The sequence below is a fragment of the Acinetobacter sp. ANC 4636 genome (assembly GCF_054454555.1).
The window spans coordinates 1-17,289 of the sequence record NZ_JBTKVD010000016.1 but is presented as its reverse complement, the minus strand read 5'-3'; the positions used below and the strand labels follow the sequence as shown (position 1 = coordinate 17,289).

The window sequence follows — 17,289 nt, the reverse complement described above, 5'->3', positions numbered from 1 at the left end:
GCTGCCCTTTGGGCAGCTTTTTGATTATTTTCCGATACAAAACGATCCGAAGATTTTCCCAAGCAAATCATCCGCACTAAACTCACCCGTGATTTCACTGAGCGCATTTTGGGCAAGGCGTAGGGATTCGGCAACCAGTTCACCTGCATGAAAATCGACAAGCTGCACACGCGCCTCTGCCAAATACTGCTGTGTACGCTTCATTGCGTCCAAATGACGCGTTCGTGCAATAAAGGTATCTTCTTCAGGATGAAAGCCTGCATGCGCTGTAATCGCATCTATAAGCGCCTGAACCCCCATTTCCTGCTTCGCTGACACCGTAATATGACGAAAGCCCTGATATTCACCAATCTCAGGCGCCGTTTCTGTCAGATCGCATTTATTGGCAATCAGCATCAGGCGACGCGGCTCTAAATGTTCGGCAAAATAGTGCTGCGCAAGCTGCAACGGTTCTTCACCTTGACTCAAGTCATACACCAGCAATAGCAAATCTGCCTGTTCAATCTCTTTAATGGCACGGCGAATCCCTTCTTTTTCCACAATATCACGAGTTTCCCGTAAACCAGCGGTATCAGTCAGGGTAATTGGCAGACCATTGAGACTGAGTTTTTCATGCAAGACATCACGTGTGGTTCCTGCAATGTCCGTTACAATCGCGCGTTCAACCCCAGCCAAGGCATTCAGCAAACTGGACTTGCCCGCGTTGGGTTTACCCGCAATCACCACCTGCAAGCCTTCACGTAACAGTTGTCCCTGACGTGCTGATTGCTGTACCGATTGTACTGAGCGTTGTACATCTTCTAGCAATCCCAAAATCTTGCCATCAGCCAGAAAATCAATTTCTTCTTCAGGGAAATCAATCGCAGCTTCAACATGCAAACGCAAGTGAATCAGTTTTTCCAAAACAGTGTTGACCTTATTGGAAAATGCACCTTGCAATGAGCGTACCGCAGAACGTGCAGCCGCTTGGGAAGTCGCGTCAATCAAGTCGGCAATCGCTTCCGCCTGCACCAAATCCAGCTTGCCATTTTCAAAGGCACGCATGGAAAATTCGCCTGCTTTGGCTGCGGTTGCTCCAAGCTCCAGTAAGCGTGCGAGCAGGGCATTTTGAATGACTGGACCACCATGTCCCTGCAATTCCACCACATCTTCACCAGTAAAGGAGTTTGGATTTGGGAAGCACAGCACTAGCCCCTCATCCATCACCTCACCCTGAGCATCGTAAAACTGGCGAAAACCTGCCATACGGGCTTGGGGTAGGGCTTTTTGACTCATCGCTTGTGCAATGGCATAAGCTTTAGGACCTGACAGCCGAATGACACCGACACCACCACGACCTGGCGGCGTTGCGATTGCAGCAATGGTGGTTGGGTTTTGCATAGCACACCTAAATTTATCAATATTCAGTCAAAGAAAAATCCGCCTAAGCGTATCATCTTAGGCGGATTTATTCAGCAGTTGTCTGCTTGGCTCAGGCGAGATTAAGTACCCGCTTGAGTTTCACGCTGTTTTTTCACACTTTGTGCAATAAACCACTGCTGTAAAATGGTAATACTGTTGTTCACAATCCAGTACAACACCAGACCTGCAGGGAAGAACAGCATAAATACCGTAAAGATAATCGGCATTAAGCGGAACACTTTAGCTTGCATTGGGTCAGCAGGTTGAGGGTTCAACATTTGCTGTGCAAACATGGTTCCACCCATGATTAACGGCAAAATAAACCATGGATCCATTGCAGATAAGTCAGTAATCCAGCCTAACCACGGCGCATGACGCAACTCAACGCTTTCCATCAATACCCAGTACAATGCCAAGAAAATCGGCATTTGCATGAACAATGGCAAGCAACCTGAAAGTGGGTTAACCCCTTCGCGTTTGTAAAGCGCCATCATTTCTTGAGAGAAACGCATACGGTCTTCGCCAAACTCTTCTTTCATGCGTTGCATTTCAGGCGCAATCACACGCATTTTTGCCATTGAGCGATAGCTTTTTGCAGACAATGGCCACAAAATCATCTTCACGACAACAGTCAAAAGAATAATTGACCAGCCCCAGTTGCCCAAGAACTTATGGAAAGTTTCCAAACCGAGGAACAACAGTTTTGCAATTGGCCACAACCAACCATAATCTACAGTTTGGTTTAAACCGACTGCCAAATCTTTCAGCTCAGACTGAACTTTAGGTCCTGAATAGAAGGTCGCATTCACTTCCATTTTAGTCCCAGCAGGCACAGTAATGGCAGGTGAAGTGAATCCAATAATATTCATGGATTCGCCCGCTCTACGAGATTGTAGAGTTGCGGTATATGGTTGTCCGTTGGCTTGAGTCAGTTTTAATGACCCAGGCATCCACGCACTGACAAAGTAGTGCTGAACCACAGCCACCCAACCACCTTTGGCTTGAACATTGAGCTTGTCGTCATTGAAATTGGCAAATTTCAACTTGTTGTAATGCTGATCTGGCGTACCCCAAGCACCACCAAGATAAGTTCCTAACTGGAAAATACCCTGACTTGACTTACCTGGATCGACAGAGTCATCACGTTTAATTTGACCAAAGAATTGACCTTGCCAGTTTTGCTGGCTGCGGTTCATGACTTGATAGCCCACTTCAATTGGGTAATTACCCTGTTTGAAGGTAAAAGTCTTAACAATCTCGACGCCATTGGCAGTTTTATACACCATTGGCACAGTTAAAACTTTTACAGTTTTGCCGTTTTCAGTCACAGTTTTCGCATCATTTAAGGTATAGCTGTTTTTCTCTACCTCAAAATCAGGACGACCATTTGCACTGCTGTCTGGTCCATTGGCACCAATTAAACCAGATTGTGCGACATATGTGCGTTTGTTGTCGCTCTCGAGCATGACAAAAGGCTGGTTACTACCTTTACTTTCATCATGTGCAAGCAGTTCAAGGCGCACAATATCACCACCTTTTGGTGTAATCCAAAGGCGATATAAATCTGTTTGTACAGTAATCAAATGCTGGCTGACTGGAGCAGCAGTCGTGTTTGCTGGTGCAGCAGCATTGGTCTGCGGCATATCTGTAGATGCTGTATTTTGACTATTTGGCAAATCAGCAGACACATCACGCGATACGACAGCAGTATTTTGCTGCTGCGGTGCGCTCGTTGTGTGTCCATAGTCTTTTTGCCAAGCCAAAATGAGCAAATAAGCGGTAACCAACATGGCACCGATAATCGCAAACCTGGCCCATTGTTGCATAGCTATGACCCCAAGTAGTTAGAGTGATTTTGGTTCAAGAAACGTTCACGAAAGGGTACAGTAACATGAAGCGTTTGAGAATCGATTTGCTGAAAGGAAATAAAACGGATCGCCTTTGCAGGTACAGGATCATATCCTGAACCTCCCCAAGGATGACAACGGCAGACACGACAAGTTGCTAGCCATACTCCATGTACAGCACCATGCGTTTGCAAAGCTTCTAACGCATATTGAGAACAGGTAGGAATATAGCGACAACGCGGTCCAAGCAAAGGACTAATCGCAATCTGATAAAGACGTACCAACCAATGCAGGATACGAACCATTGGCCATCTCTACTTTTGTGGGGAAATAGACGTATTATTCTGGCGCTTATGTACCAAGCGATTGAGTTTTTGCCAAGCAAATTTTAATTGCTGGTGCAATTCAGCATTTGAAATATCTTCTATGCCTATTTTAGGCATAACAACAATATCCAACGAAGCAATAGCCTGTTGGTTCAAGCGAAAACTTTCGCGAGCGATCCGTTTTATTCGATTTCTTTCGTGTGCACGACGTACTTTCTTTTTAGCCACAACAATTCCAAGGCGACTCATCTGTTCGCTTGGCTTTGCCAAAAAAAGAAAGTGGGGTTGGTGCACTTTAAAAAGCGCACCATCGAACACATTTTTGTAATCTACAGCACAGCGTATACGAACGTCTGTGCTGAAACTATAACGTGTCATACACCCAGGTCGATGAAGCGTTAACTTTGAATTATACAGTTAAGCTATGACGACCTTTTGCACGGCGGCGAGCTAAAACTTGACGACCAGCTTTAGTTGCCATACGAGCACGGAAACCATGAACGCGTTTACGCTTTAATTCAGATGGTTGGAATGTACGTTTCATACAGAAACTCCAAAATTGATCTATCTATAAAGGTTCGCGATTTTATTGTGCATTTAGCGTACTGTCAATCAAAAAGCTGTTTTTTACGCGATTTCTTACATATTTCCCTATATGACACGCTTAATTTGACAGGGTTTAAAAAAATACTGTTTTTTGTTTTCTATAGTTTGAATTTAAATTGGGATTTATACACTCAAAGTTATCAACAGTCCTTCCATCAATTCTTTTTAAATTTGAATTTAAATTCAAGAAATCATACTTATCCACAAAAACTACCCACGTTATTAATTAAATTTAATACTTAAAATTTAAATTTATTATTATTAGTGTTGATATTTTCTGTGGATAATCGATTTTTTTAAATAAAAAACATAATATTATGCTGTGGATATTATTGTTGTTATCTTTTTTATAGAATGTGGATAACTTTTTGTGTTATTTTATCCACAGCTTGTGTATAAACTTATCCACAAGACTTGTGGGGAAACTTTTCCACATTGAAATGCTATTTTTTATTCGGATCTGTGGATTTTTCTATGACAGATGTGGATAACTTAGTTAGAATAACCACCCCCTGCAAATGAAGTGCAGGGTATCTTTTTCTTTGAGTCGGTACATAGGGGAATCACATGCTTTGGACGGACTGCTTAACTCGCTTGCGACAAGAGCTCTCTGATAATGTCTTTGCGATGTGGATTCGACCATTGGTTGCTGAAGAGCATGAGCATACATTACGTTTATATGCGCCTAATCCATACTGGACACGTTATATTCAGGAACACCATCTGGAGTTGATTTCAATTTTGGCAGAGCAGCTTTCCGAAGGTCGTATTCGCCATGTTGAGATTATGGTGGATTCTCGCCCTGGCGCAATCTTAAAAGCCAGTGAGCAACCTGCAACGACAGTGTCAGCACTAGAAACGCCTGCACCTAGTATGACAAAAAAGGAAAAAGAACCTGAAATTAGCTCTCTTGCACAACCTTTTGCTGCAAAACTCAGTAAAAAGCGTCAGTTAAACCCGTTATTTACATTTTCTTTGTTTGTGGAAGGCCGTTCCAACCAAATGGCAGCTGAAACTTGCCGTAAGGTTCTGACACAATTAGGCGCTTCTCAGCACAATCCTTTATTTTTGTATGGCCCGACTGGTTTGGGTAAAACACATTTGATGCAAGCAGTCGGCAATGCTTTGCTACAAGCCAAGCCAAATGCCCGTGTCATGTATATGACCGCAGAAAGTTTTGTTCAGGACTTTGTCAGTTCTTTACAAAAAGGCAAGGTTGAAGAGTTTAAGAAAAACTGTCGTTCTTTGGACTTGTTATTGGTCGACGATATTCACTTGTTGGCAGGGAAAGAAGCCAGCTTAGTTGAGTTTTTTTATACGTTTAATGCACTTTTGGATGAATCAAAGCAGATTATTTTAACCTCCGATCGTTATCCGAAAGAATTGACCGAGCTTGATCCACGTCTGGTTTCACGCTTTTCTTGGGGATTATCAGTGGGGGTAGAGCCGCCTGATATTGAAACCCGTATCGAAATCTTACTCAAAAAAGCAGAAAGCACAGGTGTTGATTTACCTCGGAACTGTGCGTTATTTATTGCTCAGCAAGTGGTTGCTAATGTGCGTGAATTGGAAGGTGCATTAAATAAAGTGGTTGCCATTTCGCGTTTTAAAGGTTCTGCAATTGATCTGGATGTTGTGCGAGAGTCTTTAAAAGATGTTTTGGCAATTCGTGCACGTACCATTAGCACCGAAAATATTCAGCGTGTGGTGAGTGAGTATTTTCGTATTCCACTCAAGGAATTAGTTGGACCAAAGCGTACTCGTATTTATGCGCGTCCTCGCCAGTTAGCGATGGGTTTGGCGCGTGAAATGACGGGAGATAGTTTTCCTGAAATCGGCATGGCGTTTGGTGGACGTGATCATAGTACTGTGATGCATGCTTGTGAAAAAGTACAAAGCTTGCGCGAAGAAGATCCAATTTTTGATGAAGATTATAAAAATTTAACCCGCTTGTTACAGAGTTAAAATCCCAAGTTTATTGAAGAGAAAAAGTCGAGTTGCAATGTGTCAACTTCTGCCGCATAGTACTCGACTCAAGCCCTATTTGTCTAAAAAGATACCTGTTAGAGGAATGCATTGTGCGTTTAAAAATCGCGAAAGAGAGTCTGTTAAATGTGCTATCTCATGTTGTTGGGGTGGTAGAGCGTCGACATACTTTAAACATTTTATCTAATGTCAAAATTCAAGCTTCTGCACAAGCATTGACCATTACAGGGTCGGATTTAGAAGTTGAATTGGTGGCAAGTATGCCGTTTGCAGAAGGGGCATGTTTACAAGCAGGTGAAACGACAGTTCCTGCACGTAAACTGATGGATATCTGCAAATCTTTACCAAGCGCAGCATTGATTGATTTACAAATTACCGAAGACCAGCGTTGTATTTTAAAGTCAGGTAATAGTCGTTTTGTTTTGGGTACATTACCTGCAGAAGATTATCCGTTATTGAACACTGAAAACACGCAGGGTACCCAAGTTCAGGTTACTCAACGTGAATTGAAACGTCTGTTTGAAAAAACGTCTTTTGCAATGGCTGTACAGGATGTTCGTTTTTATTTGACAGGAACATTGCTGGAGATTGATCAAAACCAGCTTCGTGCAGTCACAACCGATGGTCACCGTTTGGCACTTTGTGAAACCTCGGCAGCATCAACTGCTGCTCAGCCTTTACAGGCGATTGTTCCACGTAAAGCAGTCGGTGAGTTGCAACGCTTATTAACGATTGAAGATCAACCTTTAACTCTGGTGATTGGTCGTGAGTTATTGAACGTGACGATTCAGGTGCCAAACCGTGACAAAGAGCAGGGCAATGTCACTGTACGTTTCACGACAAAATTAATCGACGGAAAATTCCCTGACTATCGTCGTGTGATTCCACGTGGTGGCGATAAACATGTTGTGATTGCACATGATGTGTTTAAACAGTCTTTGCAGCGTGTAGCAATTTTAAGTAATGAAAAATTACGTGGTGTATTCTTAAACTTTTATACTGACACCTTGCAACTACGTGCCAATAACCCTGAACAAGATGAAGCCAGTGAAGACTTGGTGATTCAGTATGCGGATGAGGTGTTGGAAATGTCATTTAATGCGCAGTATTTACTGGATGTGTTAGGTGTCTTGGATGGCGATGATGTGACCATGACCATGACTGAAGCGAACCAATCTGTTCTGGTTCAAGATCCTACTCATGCTGACCAAACTTATGTGGTCATGCCAATGCGTGTCTAATCCTAAGCTTATGCATATTACGCGTTTAAGTATCGAACGTGTGCGTAACATTAAAATGGCTGCATTGCCTTGCTTGCAGCCATTTAATGTTTTTTATGGCAAGAATGGCTCAGGTAAGACCTCGGTTTTAGAAGCGATTCATTTGCTTGCGACAGGGCGTTCCTTTCGAACTCATCTTCCTAGAAACTATATTCAGCATGAACAAAGCCATGCCTTGATTTTTGCCCAAGCAGGTCAAGATAAAATTGGCATTCAAAAAATGACTTCAGGCGAGCAGGTGATTAAGGTCAATGGTGATAGCATTGCCACTCAGGGGCAACTCGCTAAATTATTGCCACTTCAACTGATCGAACCACAAAGTACCGACATTATTGATCATGGGGCAAAGCCCAGACGGCAGTTGTTGGACTGGCTGATGTTCCACGTGGAACCTGATTTTTATACAACATGGCAGGCGTATACCCGAGCTTTAAAACAGCGCAATAGTTTGTTAAAAGCCCAGCGACAACTGACCTTGCTGGATCTTGAGCCGTGGAACAGGCTGCTCAGTGAATATGGTGAAATTCTGCATCATCAACGTGCCAGTATTGTACAACGCTGGAATACTTTTTTTCAGCAGGATATCCAGTACCTCTTACCTGATGTCGAGATCCGTCTGGAATACAGTGCTGGTTTTCATGAGAAAGAAGGTTTGCTGCAACAACTGGTTTTGGGGCATGAAAAAGACAAAGAACGACGCTATACCGAATATGGGCCACATCGGGCAGATTTACGCTTAAAAACAGCGCTAGGGGATGCCGATACGGTATTGTCTCGGGGACAGAAAAAACTACTGATCATGGCACTAAAGCTGTCACAGATTGCAATGCTGCATGCGAGCAATAAGGAAACTGTGGTATTATTAGATGATTTGACGGCAGAGCTTGATTATGCTGCCCAACGACGTTTACTTGAACGTTTAAGCCAACTGGGTAGTCAAGTTTTTTTGACAACTTTGGATCATGAGTTGGTACAAAAACATTTACATGATCTATCTATTTTTTATCAATTATTCAATGTAGACAACGGTGAGATTCATCGGATTCACGCTGATCAACAGCATGCTGAATCAACCGTTCACAATGACTAGGGAGAAAACATGAGTTCAGAGACTCAATCTGCTTCTCAAACAGAACAAACCAATGAAAAGGCTTATGATTCCTCTAGCATTAAGGTTTTACGAGGTTTAGACGCTGTACGCAAACGCCCTGGGATGTACATTGGCGATACTGACGATGGTACAGGTTTGCACCACATGGTATTTGAGGTGGTCGACAACGCGATTGATGAAGCTTTGGCTGGTCATTGTGACGAAATTATCGTCACCATTCATGAAGACGAATCGGTGAGTGTGTCTGACAATGGTCGTGGTATTCCAACGGATATTCACCCAGAAGAAGGTGTTTCTGCTGCAGAGGTGATTTTAACGATTCTGCATGCTGGCGGTAAATTTGACGACAATAGCTATAAAGTTTCAGGTGGTTTGCATGGTGTAGGTGTTTCGGTTGTTAATGCTTTATCGAGCAAATTGCAATTGCAAATTTACCGTGCAGGTCAGGTTCACGAACAAGAATATCAACATGGTGATCCACAGTATCCACTGCGTGTGATTGGCACAACAGACAAAACAGGTACGGTTGTGCGTTTCTGGCCGAGTGCAGAAACCTTTAGCCAAACCATTTTTAATGTCGATATTTTGGCACGTCGTTTACGCGAGCTTTCTTTCTTGAATGCAGGCGTACGGATTGTTTTACGTGACGAACGAATTAACTTTGAGCATGTTTATGACTATGAAGGTGGTTTGTCTGAGTTTGTGAAATACATCAACCAAGGCAAAAACCATCTGAATGAAATTTTCCATTTCACGACAGAAACAGATAGCGGTATTGCGGTTGAAGTGGCATTGCAGTGGAATGATTCTTATCAGGAAAATGTCCGCTGTTTTACCAACAACATTCCACAAAAGGATGGTGGTACGCATTTAGCTGGTTTCCGTGCAGCATTGACACGTGGTTTAAATAACTATCTTGAAAATGAAAATATCCTTAAAAAAGAAAAAGTTGCTGTAACTGGTGATGATGCGCGTGAAGGTTTGACTGCCATTGTTTCGGTGAAAGTGCCTGATCCAAAATTCTCTTCACAGACCAAAGAAAAACTGGTGTCGAGTGAAGTCAAACCTGCGGTTGAGCAGGCAATGAATAAAGAGTTTTCAGCGTATTTGCTGGAAAATCCGCAAGCAGCAAAATCGATTGCAGGCAAAATCATTGATGCGGCGCGTGCGCGTGATGCAGCGCGTAAAGCCCGTGAAATGACTCGTCGTAAAAGTGCGCTTGATATTGCAGGCTTACCAGGGAAACTTGCAGACTGTCAGGAAAAAGATCCAGCGATGTCTGAACTTTATCTGGTCGAGGGTGACTCGGCAGGTGGTTCGGCAAAACAGGGTCGTAACCGTAAAATGCAGGCGATTTTGCCACTGAAAGGTAAAATCCTGAACGTGGAACGTGCCCGTTTTGACAAAATGATTTCTTCGGCAGAAGTCGGCACCCTGATTACCGCATTAGGCTGTGGGATTGGGCGTGAAGAATATAATCCAGACAAACTGCGTTATCATAAAATTATCATCATGACCGATGCGGACGTCGATGGTTCACATATTCGTACCTTGTTGTTGACTTTCTTCTTCCGTCAAATGCCTGAACTGGTTGAACGTGGTTATATTTATATTGCTCAGCCACCTTTATATAAGCTGAAAAAAGGTAAGCAAGAACAATATATTAAAGACAATGATGCTTTGGAAACATATTTAATTTCCAATGCAATTGATGAATTGTCTTTACATATTAGTGCTCAAGCACCTGCAATTGCTGGTGAAGCTTTGGCAAAAGTGATTCAAGATTATCAGGTATCACAAAAGAGTTTGCATCGTTTAACTCAGCGTTACCCAGCAAGTTTGCTAGATGGTTTATTGGCAGTTGAAGCCTTTAAATCTGAACGAAATGTCGAGCAAGATTATGTACAGACATGGGCCGAACATTTGCAGGCAGAAATCATCAAGCTCCAACCAAACCTTCGTCCAGAAGTTTCATTGGAAAGCTTTGAGGTAGAAAGTGCTGATGGAACCAAAGTCATGCATTACTGGCCACGCATTACGGTGTATGTGCACAATTTGCCGCATGCCTATTTGCTTGATTCAGGTTTATTGAACTCAGCCGAATATGCACGTTTGTTAAGGAACTCAAAAAGCTGGTTTAGCTTGCTTGAAGAGGGTGCTTATTTACAAAAAGGTGAGCGTTGTATTTTAGTCAATACGTTCCATCAAGTATGGCAACATATCTTGCAGGACTCGCGCCGTGGCATGATGATTCAGCGCTATAAAGGTCTTGGTGAGATGAATGCTGAACAGCTTTGGGAAACCACGATGGATCCTGAAAACCGTCATATGCTGCAAGTGACCATTGATGATGCAATTGAAGCAGATCGGATGTTCTCTTGCTTAATGGGCGATGATGTTGAACCGCGTCGTGCCTTTATTGAAGAAAATGCGCTCAATGCAGATATTGATGCTTAATTGAATTGGTACTAAAACAAAGAGCATCCTTCGGGATGCTTTTTTATTCGGGTAATATCCATAAAAAGGTCGCTCCGCCTAAATAGCCTGCAGATAACAGCAAACTGACCCAGAGAAAAGCACCTAAAAGATTGTAGATCATAAATGCAGTATAGGGCATGCCACTTGAGCCAGCTGCAAAGGGTGCAAATGAACGTACAAATGGAACGAACCGAGCCATCACAATAGTTTTGCCGCCATGGCGTCGAAAAAATAGATCGGTTTTGGTGAGATACTCTTGTTTTACATAACAAAAGCGGCAATTTAAAATACGTGAACTAAAATATAGTCCAGTATAGTAATTAATGATGTAGCCCAATGTCGTAGAAAAAAACAGCACCAGAATCATATAAACGAGGTGTTCACTGCCCACCGTAGCACAAAGCGCGCCAATACTGATCAGTAGACTATCTCCTGGCAAAAATGCCATGAAGATACAGCCTGTTTCAAAAAAAATAATAAGAAAAATAATTACATAAAGCCATAGGCCATATTCTTGCAATAGTGCTGGTAGAGCTTGCTCAAGGCTGAATAGGAAATCAAAAAAGTGCATTATAAGCTGAGTCCAAGGTATTATGTTTATGGTTTATAAGCATAAATAAACTTATGATTTGGATATTGCACACAGCAAAATTAGAAATGTTCTAAATTTGACTGAGTAACCTGCTCTATGAATTATGGATAACTCAAAACTTATCCACAGTTATTTACGATTTCCCCTCAGTTATCAACAGTGATAATTCACAATATCATATATTATACTGACTAGAATTTAGACTGTATTTGATTGAAGATCAACGTATTAGAAGGTATTTTTTCATTTCCTTCTTATATTTCACGGCATATTGGTTTGTGAACACAATCAATAAATGTCACTAAATTACATTTTTATTGACCTAGCTATTCAAATCAACCAACAACTGATGGTAATCATCGCTGGCTTAATTAAACGATTGTGATCACAAAAAAGCAAGTTCACATCGTGCTGCTGTTCATGTGAAGTATGCGACAGAAAAATCAAAGCTCAGTCCTAAGACCGAGCTTTGTATTTGATTAACCTTCAAATGAACTTTCTATTTCTTCGAGTTCCATCATCAACTCAAGTATTTGTTCTTCCGCTTGTTCAAGTTGCTGTTTGAGGTCAGTTTGCTCATTCATCAGTTTGAGCAAATCATCTTTACGATTGGCATCATAAAGACTCGAATCAGCCAATTTTTCTTCAATAATCACCAAACGAGGCTGCAATTTTTCAACTTTAGCTTCAGCATTTTCGATATTTTTACGAATCGGGCGGGTCAGATCGCGGCGGCGAGCAGTTTCTTTGCGTTGAGCTTCTTTATCTGTTTTTGAAATTGCGGGCTTTTCTTCCACTAAAGACTGAACAGGCGCGCTCAGCTGTTGCCCATTTTTCATGATGTCCAGACGGGCTTGACGTAACCAGTCGGCATAAGCAGCCAAATCACCTTCAAACTCTGTGCTGCGTCCCGCATGAACCAGAATCAGCTCATCACAGACACTCGCAATCAGTTGGCGTTCATGCGATACCAGTACCACAGCACCTTCAAAGTCTTGCAAAGCCATGGTTAAGGCGTGACGCATATCCAAATCTAAATGGTTAGTTGGCTCATCCAGAATCAACACATTTGGGCGTTTCCAGACGATCAGCGCCAAGGCTAGGCGTGCACGCTCACCACCCGAAAAACTTTCGGAAGGCGTATCCATACGTTCACCACTAAAGCCGAAACTGCCTAAGAATGAACGCAAAGTCGCTTCGCTGATTTTAGGATCAGCAATACGCGCGAGTTGCAGCATCGGGCTGGCATTACCATCTAAAGCATCCATCTGGTGCTGGGCAAAGTAGCCAATATTGAGTAATTCCGAAGCTTTACGATGACCACGCAATAATGGCAAATCACCAACTAGAGACTTAATCAGTGTTGATTTACCTGCACCATTCATCCCCAATAAACCAATGCGACTGGTCGGGGTAATCTGCAAATTGACATTGGTTACAATCAGTTTGTCGCCATAGCCAATATCTGCATGCTCCAGTTCCAGTAACGGTGAACTCATTTTGGTCGGTTCACGGAAACTGAAGGTAAATGGGGTATCCACATGCGCGGCAGAAAGTTCCTGCATGCGTTCCAGTTGTTTGATACGACTTTGTGCTTGTTTGGCTTTCGTGGCTTGCGCTTTAAAACGGTCAATATATTTTTGCAAATGTGCACGAGTTTCGAGCTGCTTTTCGTAAGCCTGTTGTTGTTGGGCAAGGCGTTCGCTACGGGTACGCTCAAATGTTGAGTAGTTGCCTGTATATAAAGTCAGTTCCTGATTTTCGATATGCAAAATATGATCGGTAATGGCATCGAGGAAATCGCGGTCATGCGAAATCAGCACCAAAGTACCTGCATAGGCTTTGAGCCAGTCTTCCAGCCATAAAATTGCATCTAGATCCAAGTGGTTGGTTGGTTCGTCCAGTAACAACAAATCAGAACGGCTCATCAGGGTACGTGCCAGATTCAAGCGCATTCGCCATCCACCTGAGAAACTTGCCACACTCAGCTCGGACTGATGTTCAAAAAAGCCCAAACCCGCCATCAGTTGAGAGGCTTTGGCTGGCGCAGAATAACCGTTAATTTCATCAAAACGGCCATATAGATGAGCCAGATCATCGTTACTGAGTTGATCAGGCTGGTCGAGTTTGTTTTGAATGTCCCAGTATTCTTCATCGCCTGAAAGTACGAAATCAATCGCTTTCATATCCAATGCTTCAATTTCCTGTGCCATATGTGCCACAGTCCAGACATTTGGACGAGTTAAAGAACCACCATCTGATTCCATACCACCGAGTAACGCTGAAAAGAGAGTTGATTTCCCTGCGCCATTGACCCCAGTTAAACCTATTTTCCAACCGGGATGCAGTTGCATCGAGGCTTTTTGAAATAATACGCGTCCACCGCGACGTAAGCTGAGTTGGTCAAGTTGAATCATAAAAGTTTTAACTGGGTAGCAATTTGTGCTTATTCTAATCAGTAATCCTGATAAAACCAAATTGCCATGTTAAAATTGAGTAAATTGCTAGGAATTGAATTTTTCCGACAGCAGCCCCATTTTGAATATGCTATGATTGCGCAAATTGTCTTCAGACAAAACGAAATTGATGTGAGGAATGCCCACGATGAGTACTCAAGCTTTAGTGCTTACAGATAATGCCGCGAACAAAGTCCGCCAACTTCGTGACAGTGAAGGCAACCAAGAGTTGATGTTGCGTGTGTATGTGACTGGTGGTGGCTGTTCTGGTTTTTCTTACGGCTTTAACTTTGCTGAAAATGCCAATGAAGATGATGCTGCTTTTGAAAATGGCGATGTCAAAATGTTGGTCGATTCTTTGAGTTATCAATATTTAGTCGGCTCAGTGGTTGACTATGTGGAAGGTCTGGAAGGTTCGCGTTTTATTGTGCAGAACCCAAATGCAACAACAACCTGTGGTTGTGGTTCATCATTCTCGATTTGATTCGCACATAAAAAAGCCCTGCCATAGTCGATGAGCAGGGCTTTTTTATGTCTTCAATAGTAGACTTGTTTCATAAATCCTCTTTATTTTTTCCCTATGGGAGAAAAATAAAGAGGGTGTAAGCAATTATGAAAGAAGTCTGGTATTTAAACCGCGGTGATGCTGCCTAAAATACGCAGACCGCGCGCGCCTGTGACCGCAGGCAAGTTACCACTGAGCTGTTTCACAAAACGCATGGCTAACCAAGCAAAGGCGGTAGCTTCAACCCACGTCGGTGATAAACCGAGTACATCGGTGGTTTGTACTGCCCAGTGATGTTTGCGTAAACGCCAGCGCAACTGCTCTAAAATATGTGAATTATAAGCACCGCCACCACAGACATAGACTTCGCCATTTTCGAGCCCTGAACGGTAAATGGCTTTTTGAATGGCACGCACCGTCAGTTTAGCTAAAGTCGCCTGAATATTTTCAGGGGTATCTTCAAGTTCATTATACAAAATGTCGTTACGCCAATCACTGAGCTGTTGGTCCAGCCACTCGAGGTTGAAGTCTTCACGTCCTGTACTTTTTGGTGGCTCTTTGGAGAAAAACTCATGTGCATAGAGCCGATCCATTAAAGAACGGATAGGTGTGCCGTAGGCTGCCCAGTCACCATTATCATCATAAGGATGTCCTGTATAACGCTCGCACCATGCATCCATTAAAATGTTGGCAGGGCCTGTATCGAAACCATAGACCTTTTCAGGTTGATTGGCAGGTAAAATACTGACATTGGCAATGCCACCTAAATTTAAAATCACCCGATCAATCGCGGCATGTTGAAACAGTGCCTGATGAAATGCGGGAACCAAAGGCGCACCTTGTCCACCTGCTGCCATGTCGCGGCGGCGAAAATCTGAGACCACAGGAATCTGAGTGAGTTCGGTAATAATATTGGGATCGCCAATCTGTAAAGTAAAACCATGTTCGGGACGATGACGAATGGTTTGCCCATGTGAGCCAATCGCTTTGATTTTACTGCGATCGATCTGATTTTTTTCAATCAGTTGGTTAATGCCATGTCCAATCATGCTGGCAAGTGCAACATCGGCCTTACCCATTCGATCAATTTCATTGTCGTCAGGTAACGTCAGTGCCATGAGTTGATCTTGTAAGTCAGGATCAAACGGCACAGTAAGTGTTGCATGAAGTTGTAATGGGTCAAATGAGGCGGCTACGATGTCGACACCGTCCATACTTGTTCCCGTCATCACTCCAATATAGATGTCTGACATGAGCAACAAAGCCTGCAATATGCTGAAAAAGTGTTAGTATATCGCACAAATTGAATAACTGATGTGTTTGGATTTTGTGATGTCAAATTTCTTACCTGCTGAAGAACAGCTTGCCCTGATCCAACGTGGCACGCATGAAATTATCTCTGAAGAAGACTTGTTAAAGAAGCTTAAACAGAACCGCCCACTTAAAATCAAAGCAGGCTTTGACCCAACTGCACCAGATTTGCACCTTGGGCACACTGTTTTAATCAACAAATTAAAAACATTCCAAGATTTAGGGCATGAAGTGTATTTCTTGATTGGTGACTATACTGCCATGATCGGTGACCCGACAGGAAAAAGCGCAACGCGTCCGCCATTGTCACGTGAACAAGTATTAGAAAACGCCAAAACTTATCAGGAACAGGTTTTTAAAATCCTTGATCCAAACAAAACCAAAGTAGTGTTTAACTCAGAATGGTTTGCAATCAAGACTGCGGCTGACCTGATTCAATTGGCTTCACAGCAAACTGTGGCGCGTATGCTTGAGCGTGATGATTTCACCAAGCGTTACAACAATCAGCAACCGATTGCGATTCATGAATTCTTGTATCCACTAGTACAAGGCTATGACTCGGTTGCTTTACATGCAGACGTTGAATTGGGTGGTACGGATCAAACCTTTAACTTGCTCATGGGACGCACTTTACAAGGTCGTTATGATCAAGAACCACAAGTCTGTATTACTGTGCCAATCCTGGAAGGTTTAGATGGCGTTAATAAAATGTCGAAATCTCTCGGTAACTATATTGGCGTATTTGATGCACCAGGCGCGATGTACCAAAAAGTACTTTCAATGCCAGACTCCCTGATTGAACGTTATTTTGACTTGCTCAGCTTCAAATCTTTAGAAGAAATCAAAACCCTACTTAAAGAAATTAAAGAAGGGCGTAACCCGCAAGAAATCAAGAAAATCCTTGCACTTGAACTGGTCGAGCGTTTCCATGGCGCTGAAGCAGCTGCTAATGCCCATAAAGGTGCAGGTAACATCATCACGGAAGGCGAATTACCTGAAGGTACACCTGAAGTGACGATTTCACGTGGTGAATTTGGTGGTGAACTATTTATTGCTTCTATTGTTCGTGCTGCTGGCTTAACTAAAAATGCCGCTGCCGCAAAAGATGCTGTGGCACGTGGTGCCGTAAAAGTCGACTGGAATGTGGTTGATGCAGGTTATTCTGTGAAAGAAAATACCACGATCATCGTTCAAGCAGGCAAAAAAGCCATTGCTCAGGTCACTTTTACGGATTAAACCTCGAAATAAATAAAAATTTAAAAAGGCAATCTGCAAAAGATTGCCTTTTTTTATGCAAAAATGCGTATAAAACCAGCAAAAACTACAAAAAAGATGAAAAAACACACACCTAAATCGAAAAGTGCTAAAAAAAGCTTGCAAGCGGTTAGGA

At 42.7% G+C, this 17,289-nt stretch carries 14 protein-coding genes; 6 read left to right on the top strand and 8 right to left on the bottom strand.

Features of this window, described 5'->3' with window-relative positions:
* Positions 1–24: 24 nt before the first annotated feature.
* The 5 genes from mnmE to rpmH form a co-directional block, all read right to left on the bottom strand.
* Positions 25–1,380: a tRNA uridine-5-carboxymethylaminomethyl(34) synthesis GTPase MnmE gene (gene mnmE, locus ACX1N5_RS13795; RefSeq protein ID WP_458803026.1), complete on the bottom strand. Its 1,356-nt coding sequence runs from the start codon at positions 1,378–1,380 to the stop codon at positions 25–27.
* Between the two features lie 101 nt (positions 1,381–1,481).
* On the bottom strand, positions 1,482–3,227 hold the full coding sequence (yidC, locus tag ACX1N5_RS13790; RefSeq protein ID WP_131390212.1) for a membrane protein insertase YidC: 1,746 nt from the start codon (positions 3,225–3,227) through the stop codon (positions 1,482–1,484).
* Between the two features lie 2 nt (positions 3,228–3,229).
* On the bottom strand, positions 3,230–3,553 hold the full coding sequence (yidD, locus tag ACX1N5_RS13785; protein WP_004749229.1) for a membrane protein insertion efficiency factor YidD: 324 nt from the start codon (positions 3,551–3,553) through the stop codon (positions 3,230–3,232).
* Between the two features lie 9 nt (positions 3,554–3,562).
* Positions 3,563–3,952: a ribonuclease P protein component gene (gene rnpA, locus ACX1N5_RS13780; RefSeq protein WP_004749228.1), complete on the bottom strand. Its 390-nt coding sequence runs from the start codon at positions 3,950–3,952 to the stop codon at positions 3,563–3,565.
* Between the two features lie 31 nt (positions 3,953–3,983).
* The gene (gene rpmH, locus ACX1N5_RS13775; RefSeq protein ID WP_000831329.1) at positions 3,984–4,118 is read right to left on the bottom strand and encodes a 50S ribosomal protein L34; all 135 of its coding nucleotides are present in this window, start codon (positions 4,116–4,118) and stop codon (positions 3,984–3,986) included.
* Between the two features lie 629 nt (positions 4,119–4,747).
* On the opposite strand from rpmH, the gene dnaA reads away from it, so the two are divergent.
* From dnaA to gyrB, 4 genes are all read left to right on the top strand, one after another.
* Positions 4,748–6,145, top strand: a complete 1,398-nt coding sequence (gene dnaA, locus ACX1N5_RS13770) for a chromosomal replication initiator protein DnaA (protein ID WP_131382326.1) — start codon at positions 4,748–4,750, stop codon at positions 6,143–6,145.
* A gap of 113 nt (positions 6,146–6,258) precedes the next feature.
* Positions 6,259–7,407 carry a DNA polymerase III subunit beta gene (dnaN, locus tag ACX1N5_RS13765; RefSeq protein WP_131382325.1) on the top strand — a complete coding sequence of 383 codons (1,149 nt, stop codon included), beginning with the start codon at positions 6,259–6,261 and terminating at the stop codon, positions 7,405–7,407.
* A 10-nt stretch (positions 7,408–7,417) separates the two neighbouring features.
* Complete coding sequence (gene recF / locus ACX1N5_RS13760; protein ID WP_458803052.1) at positions 7,418–8,536, top strand: DNA replication/repair protein RecF; 1,119 nt, start codon at positions 7,418–7,420, stop codon at positions 8,534–8,536.
* 9 nt (positions 8,537–8,545) lie between these two features.
* Positions 8,546–11,014: a DNA topoisomerase (ATP-hydrolyzing) subunit B gene (gene gyrB / locus ACX1N5_RS13755; protein WP_458803015.1), complete on the top strand. Its 2,469-nt coding sequence runs from the start codon at positions 8,546–8,548 to the stop codon at positions 11,012–11,014.
* A gap of 43 nt (positions 11,015–11,057) precedes the next feature.
* Here gyrB and ACX1N5_RS13750 read toward each other — a convergent pair whose 3' ends face one another.
* Both ACX1N5_RS13750 and ACX1N5_RS13745 read right to left on the bottom strand, forming a co-directional pair.
* Positions 11,058–11,606 (bottom strand): VTT domain-containing protein, encoded by a 549-nt coding sequence (locus tag ACX1N5_RS13750; RefSeq protein WP_131382323.1) that lies wholly within the window; start codon positions 11,604–11,606, stop codon positions 11,058–11,060.
* A gap of 500 nt (positions 11,607–12,106) precedes the next feature.
* On the bottom strand, positions 12,107–14,044 hold the full coding sequence (locus tag ACX1N5_RS13745) for an ATP-binding cassette domain-containing protein (RefSeq protein ID WP_458803013.1): 1,938 nt from the start codon (positions 14,042–14,044) through the stop codon (positions 12,107–12,109).
* A 187-nt stretch (positions 14,045–14,231) separates the two neighbouring features.
* Between ACX1N5_RS13745 and erpA the strand changes: the two genes are divergently transcribed.
* Positions 14,232–14,567 (top strand): iron-sulfur cluster insertion protein ErpA, encoded by a 336-nt coding sequence (erpA, locus tag ACX1N5_RS13740; RefSeq protein WP_004749220.1) that lies wholly within the window; start codon positions 14,232–14,234, stop codon positions 14,565–14,567.
* A gap of 146 nt (positions 14,568–14,713) precedes the next feature.
* On the opposite strand, the gene ACX1N5_RS13735 is transcribed toward erpA, so the two are convergent.
* Positions 14,714–15,841 carry an anhydro-N-acetylmuramic acid kinase gene (locus ACX1N5_RS13735; RefSeq protein ID WP_004749219.1) on the bottom strand — a complete coding sequence of 376 codons (1,128 nt, stop codon included), beginning with the start codon at positions 15,839–15,841 and terminating at the stop codon, positions 14,714–14,716.
* 61 nt (positions 15,842–15,902) lie between these two features.
* On the opposite strand from ACX1N5_RS13735, the gene tyrS reads away from it, so the two are divergent.
* A complete protein-coding gene (gene tyrS, locus ACX1N5_RS13730; protein WP_458803010.1) occupies positions 15,903–17,135 on the top strand; it encodes a tyrosine--tRNA ligase in 1,233 nt (410 codons plus the stop codon).
* The last annotated feature ends 154 nt before the right edge of the window (positions 17,136–17,289 follow it).